The organism is Prevotella pallens ATCC 700821 (assembly GCF_000220255.1).
Taxonomy (GTDB): Bacteria; Bacteroidota; Bacteroidia; order Bacteroidales; family Bacteroidaceae; genus Prevotella; species Prevotella pallens.
Genome location: NZ_GL982513.1, coordinates 136,917 through 146,612 on the forward strand (window position 1 = coordinate 136,917; position 9,696 = coordinate 146,612).

At 38.1% G+C, this 9,696-nt stretch carries 4 protein-coding genes; all 4 read left to right on the forward strand.

Annotation, left to right across the window (positions count from 1 at the left end):
- Positions 1-575 (forward strand): hypothetical protein (locus HMPREF9144_RS00545; RefSeq protein ID WP_006043815.1); only part of this gene is annotated, 575 nt, incomplete at its 5' end.
- A gap of 75 nt (positions 576-650) precedes the next feature.
- On the forward strand, positions 651-2,093 hold the full coding sequence (locus tag HMPREF9144_RS00550) for a leucine-rich repeat domain-containing protein (protein WP_006043816.1): 1,443 nt from the start codon (positions 651-653) through the stop codon (positions 2,091-2,093).
- Between the two features lie 548 nt (positions 2,094-2,641).
- Positions 2,642-7,093: a choice-of-anchor J domain-containing protein gene (locus HMPREF9144_RS00555; RefSeq protein WP_006043818.1), complete on the forward strand. Its 4,452-nt coding sequence runs from the start codon at positions 2,642-2,644 to the stop codon at positions 7,091-7,093.
- Positions 7,094-7,263: 170 nt separating this feature from the next.
- The gene (locus HMPREF9144_RS00560) at positions 7,264-9,456 is read left to right on the forward strand and encodes a leucine-rich repeat protein (protein ID WP_006043819.1); all 2,193 of its coding nucleotides are present in this window, start codon (positions 7,264-7,266) and stop codon (positions 9,454-9,456) included.
- Positions 9,457-9,696 lie beyond the last annotated feature (240 nt).

Sequence of the window (9,696 nt, forward strand, 5' to 3'; positions counted from 1 at the left end):
AATCATATACATTCGATTTGATTCAAAAAGACGAGCAGGGCAATATTGTAGGTGGAGAAACTTTTGTCGTGGAAGCTCCTACACTTAGTCATAAGCCGATTGATATTGTGCCAATTGAAATCGGAAGAGGACAATATGAACTTTCAGCAGATTGGCAAGGAATGGACTACTCTGCCAATTGGACAAACAGAAGTGGTGAAAACATAGGAGAGGGTAATAAGGTTAGAGTAATTCCGACATCAAAGAACAATGAATTCTCCGTTACCATCCATTCTTCTCAAGGTGAAATGGCACATGGAAGTATTGTATTGGAATGCAAAACAGGATTAAAATCAATCACCCCAACATTGGTTAATGATTTTATAGATGTTGAGTTACAGAATCCTGTTGACTCAAAAGATGCCATGCTTCAAGTAAGTGGTCTGGCACAAGGAACAATTCTGTTGACTAAGAATATTCCTATTGGAGCAAAAAAAATGCAGCTTAATACAACCTCTTTATCAAGTGGCATCTATGTACTAACATATTCTGTAGATGGTCAAATTGTTGATAGCAAGAAGTTTAATAAGAAATAATTTATTGTTTTTCGGCAACGGGGAATGCTCTTTCCCTGTTGCCATGATTTTTTAATATAATACTTTGAAGTTATGATGAAAAGATTTTATTATTTGTTTGTGTTTTTGTCCTTTATTCTCTTTTCCTCTCAAAAGGTATATGGACAAGCCTCTTTCTTTGATGCTCACGTGAGCAAGTATGGAGAGTTGGAGCAAGTATTGGGTGATAAATGGGACAAGATAGATTCATTAATTGTACATGGTCCAATCAATAAAGCCGATTTTAAGACAATTGTTCGTTGTGCGAGAGATGGCTCTATGCGGATTGTCAATTTGCAATATGCACAGATTGAGAACAATAAAATTCCAGACTTTGGATTTGTTGATAGGGATAAGTCCAGATTTGGAAACCATTTGGATATTCGCCGTATTATTCTTCCCGATAATATTACTGAGTTTGGTGAATATGCATTTTATGGATTAACATTGGAAACAATCAATATTCCTTCCTCGTTGAGAAAGTTGGGAAACAATTGTTTCGATGAAAATAGATGGCTCTCGGTGAATCCTTTGATAATTCCTGAAGGTGTTACGGAAATTCCAACCCAATGTTTTCAATTTTGTTACAAGCTCAAGAAAGTTGTTTTGCCTTCCACTATCAAAACTATAGGAATATTAGCATTTTTCGATAGTTTAGTAGATGATATGAATTTTCCAGAAGGCTTGGATAGTATCGGATATTTAAGCATGCATGGTGCGCGACTTACTGAAGTTGTCTTGCCCAAGACTATAAAAAAGATAGGATTTGAAGCATTTGGTTCTAACAGTAAATTAAAGAGAGTTGTTTTACCGGAAGGGCTTACAGAGATTCCTGATAAATTCTGTTGTTCGTGTATAGAGCTAGAACAGACAGTAATTCCAGAATCTGTAACAAAAATTAATAAGGAAGCTTTTGAGGGTTGTTTAAAACTTAAAACCAATTTGCCCCCAAAACTTAAATGGATTGGTGATGGTGCTTTTAGTTCTTGTAGCCTTGACTCCATTGTTTTCCCTGCTACGATGGAATACATCGGAAAAGAAGCTTTTGAGGATTTAGAGAAACTAAAAAAGATTTATTCTATGTCGCCAATACCGCCCGTTTGTTATTATGATCCTATGGTTAATTTCGGTGATGAATCATTTGGTGGATCTACTCCTAGTGATATTCCCGTTTACGTTCCCATCGGTTCAGGCGAAAAGTATCGTGAGGCTTTCGGTTGGAACTACTTCACGAACATCATTGAAACAGATAAGTTCCCAACCGGAATCGTTTCGCCTAAGATGGGCAAAAACGAACAATGTAGGGTATATGGAAAAGACAACGAACTCGTAATAGAAATTCCTAATTTGCTTTCATCGCCTATTCATTATTCCATTTATAGTATAGATGGAACCATGATAGAGCAAGGCAACCTGATAAAGTCTTATACATTAAGAATGCCTGCAAAGGGTGTTTACATTGTACGTGTTGGAAATGCTACACATAAAATATTCTTGTAGGTCTTCATTAAAGACTTAATTAATTCGAGCGTACTCTAAAGGAAAGATTTACGTATGTAAATATAAGAATTCACTATTGTAGACTTTTGTCTTAAATACTTAGATTTAAATGTTCTTTTGGAGTTATACAATTCAGTATACAACTTCAGAAGAACATTTTTGTTATCCAATTGAGTAAAGTAAATATATTTTTTAGAACCAGTAGAAAGAGATGGAAGACTCTAAGTAGCATATTTAACAAAAGCATACATCATAATTATTTTGTTGACAAAATAAAGTAGATGGGAAGAGCAATATTTATCAATAAAATTTGGTATTCAATTACAATTATTATATCTTTGCAGGCATCTGAATATCTTTTTGTGTATCATATAAAACATTACTATTATGAAAAAAGCCTATTATTAACATATTAGAATCTGTTTCGTCTAAAACAGATATATTGAACAATGTGTCTATTGCCCGAAACTTAGTTAGCAAACACATATAAACAACACAATTGTTGCATACTACAGTTACCCAAATTTATAATTTTATACTAATTCAACATGAAAAGAAAAAAGCATTTTCTTGCCATCGCTGCCATCGCAAGCATAATGGCATTATCAACATCGGCACAAAACACGCCGAAATCAGATGCACCTTTTATATTAAAGAAGGTGTTACCACAAGCGAAGAAAGCAGATACGAAGTTTAAAGAAATTAAAACTTTCCCACTGCTAAACCAAATGATGATAGCCCAACCTAAACCATCGCTATTACGTGAGCCCACAGATGGAAACAAATTGTACGCACCTAAATTTGGAAACCGCCCTCTTTCGGTGTTACCGAACCTCGAGATGTGGGCTAATATCCTCTCAAACAACTTCGTAGGTGTATGCTGGTTCAATCCAACACAAAATATTTCGTTCAATCCTTTAGCTGGATACGAGAAAGGATACTTCAATGCTGGTAGCGGATTAGCCGAAGATGCGGAACAATTACATGGAGTTTATCTCGACACAACCTATTCGGGCTGGGGCATCATTCTAGTTGTTCACTTTGCATGGGACACCCGAACATGGGAAATGATAGGCGAACCTGAAGTAATAAGAGACTATCGTGTTGTGGCAACTGAAACTGCTAACGACCCACAAACAGGCGAAGTGTTTGGGCAGTTCTACAATGCCGACCTTACACGGAGAGAGTTTGGAGTGATAGATTACCAGACGATGACAAGAACAACTATTGGACAATCGGCACACCAATACGTTGCAATGGGTATTACAAGCGATGGTGAAGCATACGGTGTTGCCACCGATGGCAATTTCTACCATATAAATCGTACAACAGGAAAGGAAACTCTAAAAGGTTCAACAGGTATACAAGTAGCACGCCACGACGGCAATGCCTACTTCCAAAGTGGAGAAATAGATCCCCGCACCGATGAGTTTTATTGGGCATCGGTAGACTCTACTGGCTTATCAATGCTCTATACAGTAGACTTAGCCGATGGTCATCTTACGCAAGTTGGTGCGTTGGGTAATACTAATGTTATGGCATTGACTATTCCTGCTCCCAAAGCAGCCGATAAGGCCCCTGCAGCTGTAAGCGCACTTAGCTACGAATTTACAGGAGCATCGCTCACTGGTAAGATTAAGTTCCGTGCTCCCGATGAGACATTCGGTGGGAAATCGTTAAATGGAACTCTTGATTATAGCATTACAAGCAATAAGAACGAAGTAGCAACAGGAACCGTTCAGGCTGGCGATATGTGCGAAGCTACGGTTACATTGCCTGAAGGAATTAACAAGATTGCCGTTACGGTAAGTAACGAAATTGGGCGCAGTCCGAAGAAGAAACAGGAAGCTTATATTGGTTTCGACACACCATTGCCCGCAAAAAATGTCCGACTAAATATTGATGCAGCCAACCATGCAACCTTAAACTGGACAGCTCCAACCAAAGGAGTGCACAATGGTTATCTCGGTTCGCTGAAGTACGACATATATAAAGTAGTAGATGGCGATACCATTCTTATTGCAACCGATAACGAAGGAACTACGTACAGCGAGAACATTCCAGCCGATTTACTAAAGAAATATAGCTACGCTGTTAGAGCAAAGAACGAAAAACACCAGAGTATACTCGCATTGAGCAATGGACAAACTGTAGGAAACGCATTCAGAGTTCCCTACTTCGACGATTTCTTAACAGAGGCTGATGCAGAACTCTACACTATTATTGATGCGAATCACGATGGTACAACGTGGAAATGGCTTAGTGGAAGTACCAACTGTTTCTTCTATAAGCATAGTTTTATAAACGGAGACGACTGGCTGATTACGCCTTCTATACACCTCAAAGGTGGAAAGAACTACAAACTTAGCTTCCGGGCACGTGCTGGATTAGAGAACTATCCTGAACGCATTGAAGTGAAATGGGGAAATGGAAATGCAGTATCTAATATGACCAATGAGCTTCTTCCTCCTACCAATTTAACTTCAATTGCATATCAGCCTTACAGCAATACATTCTCGCCAACAACAGATGGAGACTATAACTTTGGTTTCCATGCTATATCTGATGCTGAAACATATTTCCTTTATATGGACTCTCTATTCATTGAATCGGCAGAAACTTCAAGACCAGCAGCTGTAACAGAAGTAAAGGCAACGCCCGATCCGTCTGGTGCACTCAAGGCTAACTTCTCTTTTAAAACGCCTACCAAGACAACAAATGGAACTACGCTGTCGGCGATATCTAAGATAGAAATTCGCAAAGGCAACTACATTGTTAAAACTATAAACAATCCTGCAACAGGAATTACCATCACTGCAACCGATGATAAAGCAACAAGGGGCAAGAACGAATATGCTATTATTGCCTTTAACGGAGATGAACCCGGCGAACGAGCTACTGTGAAAGTGTGTGTAGGTATAGACAAGCCAGATGTTCCTTCGGTGCGTGTCATAGACCAAACCTCTTCTGCTAAAATAACATGGCAACATGTAAAAGGCGCTAATGGAGGCGTGATTGTTCCAGCAGAAGTAAGATACGATATATATAATGTAACAGATGCTGGAGCTGTTGGCGAAAAGATTGGTTCGGTACAAGGTGGCACAGAATATCTTGTAAACGGGCTACAAAATAACGAAGGTGTGCAAGACTATAAACAATGGGCTGTTAATGCCAACACATCGATGGGTTCAAGTCTTTATGGTGTGGGCGCAATAGTTGTTGGAACTCCTTATATGCTTCCATTCCATAATAGTTTCAAAGACCTATCGCTCGAAAATCAGTTCTTTGCTATTGAGCGTCCTAACAAAGAAATATCGTGGGATATTGTAAACGACAGAACGGTTGATAACGATGGGGGAGCTATTGTTTTCAATCCATCAAAAGCTGGAACCGCTGCCATTGTTACAGGAAAGATTAGTTTGCAAGGTGCAGCTTCACCAAAATTCCTATTCGATTATTATACACAACCTGGCACAAAAGGTTCGTTAGCTATCGAATTAGTAAAACAAGATGGGACATCTATAAACTTCTGGGCACACGACCTATCAACCGAAACAACTGGTACTGCAAAATGGAATCACGTAATACTCGATTTGCCAACTGAACTCTTAAGTCAAGATTACTTCCGAATTAGAATACGTGGTGCAGCAACTGCTTCGCTCGAGAATACCCCAATATATGTAGATAACATCAACGTTATAGACCCATTACAAAAAGATGCTGCCATAACAATGACAGCTGTTGAAAGCGTTAAGAAAGGACAACCTATTAATCTAGATGTTAGAGTAACCAACGCTGGACTCGATAACATTCGTGGTTCAAAGCTTATTGTTACAGCAAATGGGAAAGAAGTGTACACGTCTACCATCGATCAGGACCTTCTATTAATGCAACAAGCAAATATTCCTGTAGCCGTTAAGACTACATCGTTAGACCAATCGCAGGAAATGAAGCTTACTGCCACTATTGAGATGGAAAACGACCTCGAAACAAATAATAATACTGCTAGCGCATCTGTACGACTGATTACAGCAAAACTTGCTAGCCCGACAGACCTTAAAGTTACAGCTGCTGGCGAAAACAAAGTGAAACTGACATGGAAAGCTCCATATATTGAAACAAATGTAGTGGAAGACGATTTTGAAAACTACGCTGCATGGTCTACTACCTTTGGCGATTGGACAACTGTTGATGCCGACAATGGATACGCAGGTGCACTTTCGGAGAAGGGAACTTATCCGCACCAAGACGAGAAGTTCGCCTTCGTAAATTGGCAACCAAGCGATGTATTTGGAGCAGGACAAGGTTTGGCACCACACTCTGGTAAACGTGCAGCTGTCTCTATATATCAGTTCAACAAAGGCGGAACAGAATATGTTACAGCCAACAACTGGCTTATCAGTCCGTTACTATCTGGCAAAGAGCAGACTATTCACTTCTGGGTAAACAATATCAAATCGGAAACTAACGGACGAGAAACGTTCGATGTGTTGGCATCTTCTACAGGAACCGATACACTGAACTTCGTAAAGATTGGTGAAACCCACGTACAAGAATCTGCTAAGTGGACAGAAGTTACTGTTAAGTTGCCTGCTGGAACACGATATTTTGCCATTCATCAGAATACTTCTAAGGAGCAAGCCTCTATCTTTATGATTGACGATGCAAGCTATGAAACCGGTAATATCCTATCAAGCTACAATGTTTATTGCAATAAAGAATTCAAAGGCAATACTGCTGAAACAAGCTTCACAGATATGGTAGACAATACAGATGTTATCCGCGATTATAGCATTACAGCTGTATACTTTGATGGTTCAGAGTCTGCTCCAGTAAGCATAGAAGTTTCAAACGATATTGAAACAATCAATCGTAATGAAACTATTGCTTACGATGTATACTCTATTGAAGGAATATTAGTATGCAAGAAGTCAGAAAATCTCCGCCATCTACAACCAGGTATCTACATTGTAAATGGTAGAAAATGTATTCTGAAATAACATTCTAAATTGAATTTAATATCTAACATCATAGTTAGTGTAAACTCAATTTATTGAGGACTGGTCCCAAAAGAGACTAGTCCTCAACTACTTTTCTTTATTGATAAAAGAGGTTTATCATTAATCGCTTGTGAGTTATCATTTATATGTCTAATTAAATCATCACAGTTATGAGAAAAACTTATTTACTTACATTACTTGTAACGTTGTTATTTTGTTATACTTCAAGTGCACAAACGGCTAAAACTGTAGATGTTGCACAACCAGGAACTTTATCAGTAACACTTGGCGAAGAACTTAAAACCGTGAAGAACCTAACTGTTACTGGAAAAATTAATACCTCGGATATTGATGGGCTTATGCAAGCAAGTGCGTTAGAAGTATTAAATCTAACAGATGTAATCATTGTAGATACTGAAGGAAAAGAATCGAAAACGTTTCCGGCTTACACTTTACGCAAGCACCCAACACTAACTACAATGATGTTTCCTAAATTAATAACGGCAATAGGAAGCGGTGCTTTCTTTAAATGCCTGAAATTAAAGAAGGTCGTATTACCCCAAAACATAAAAAAGCTGAACGAAACTGCTTTTATGAACTGCTCTAATCTATCCGAGATTAATTTTCCTGATGGGCTGGAAACTATTGGCAGAAATGCACTTTATATGACCGCAATTACAGAATTCAACGCTCCGAAATCGTTAAAAACATTAGGCGACAATGCCTTATATGGTACACAAATTGTAAAGGCTATACTAAATGATAAGTTAGAGAAAATTGGTCAAGCTGCATTTGCAGCTTGTAAGCAACTTGCAAAGATAGAAATCGAAAATAATCCCAACTTTAAACTGGTAGATGGCGTGCTTTATAATGCTGACGAAGCCACACTTGTTGTCTATCCGTTGGCAGATAAAAGACCATTATACAAAACATTGTCAACAGCAACAACTATCTATCAAGGCATATTTGAAGGTGCAGTAAACCTTAAGGATATTTATATTAACGAAGGAGTTAAAACGATTCCTGTTAGTTTATGCTGCAATGCTGAGGCTTTAGAACGTATGTATTGGCCAGCTTCTATTACTGAAGTGAAGGTTGGTGCAATAGATGGTTGCAAAAAATTACGCGAACTACACGTTGCTGCTATAAAGGCGCCTGCTGCTGATACTGGAGCATTTGGAGTTATGTTTAAAAACTACACTGCTTATCTTTATGTGCCTTTCGGAGCGAAAGCAAGTTACGAAGCAAACGAAGAGTGGAACGAAAACTTTTTAGGCATTAATGAAGAAAGCACAGAACCCAATACTATTGTTTTAAAAACCAATAGGGCTGTGGGCGACGTCCTATCATTGAAAGTTGGCGCAAAAGAAGGAGAAGAAATTAGAATAAAAGGTGCATCGTACAACGCTCAAGACCAGTTGATTCTTACCGATACCGAAGTAACGCTTTACGGAAAAATTACGAAGATAGATTGTAGTAGCAACAGACTATCTTCAATTCTTATTACCAATCAACCACAATTACGAGAAATCTACTGCGACGATAATGAACTTACAAAGCTAGAAGTGAACTACGTGCCTGTATTAGCTACGCTTTACTGTGGTAACAACAAGGATTTGGAGAAAGTAGACCTCAATTCTATGCCTGCACTCGCAGATTTTAGTTGCTACGGCAATAAGATAAAACAACTCGATCTTAGTAAAAACCCTGTACTCACCTCGTTAATCTGTCGAGATAATCTTATTGAAGGCTCGCTCGACCTTAGCAAAAACCCAAAGGTAGAACAAGTTAATTGTTATAACAACGCAATATCTGAGATAAAGTTAGCACCACAATCAAGTTTACGACATATAGAAATGCAACGCAATAATATTAAAGGTACAAGCATGACAGAGTTTATGAAAGCACTACCTGTATATATTGCTTATGGTTCAGACGAATGGGACGACTATGGAGGACTAAATTTGCAAGGACTCTATGTAACAGAAATAACGGGCGCACTCGAAAAGAATTTGGCACTGGTAAGCGATGTAAAAATTGCCAAAGATAAGAATTGGCCTGTTTTTGCAATAGATATTGAAGAATATGGTTCAAGTGCACCAAAGCCTTATAACGGTGTAGATCCAAGCGGAATTAATGAAACTAATACGAATGATATTGTTAAAATTTATACTACACACAGAATTATCAATATAGAAGGACTTGCTAAAAATGAGCCTATAATGCTTTATACCACAAATGGGACTCTTATAGATAAATCTGTTAGTAGTAATGGTCCAACACAACTCCACGTAAAAGGTATTGGAATGTATCTTGTAAAATGGGCAAACAACATTGTCAAAGTAATAGTTCCAAATGAATAACTATCCAGAGCCTATTTATATCTAAGACAAAAAGACGTTAAAAGAAATTATTATGACCAACGAGCTGATTTCCGCATTGCTAGAAATCAGCTCGCTTCCTAATTTCTACAGTTTCTGTATTACATTCTATCTCTATTTTCTACTACATATTGCTGAACTGTATGTATATGTGATATCAGAAATATATTTAGTAATATTGTCCATATATGTTTACGGTACAGGTTTATCAACAATAAAAAG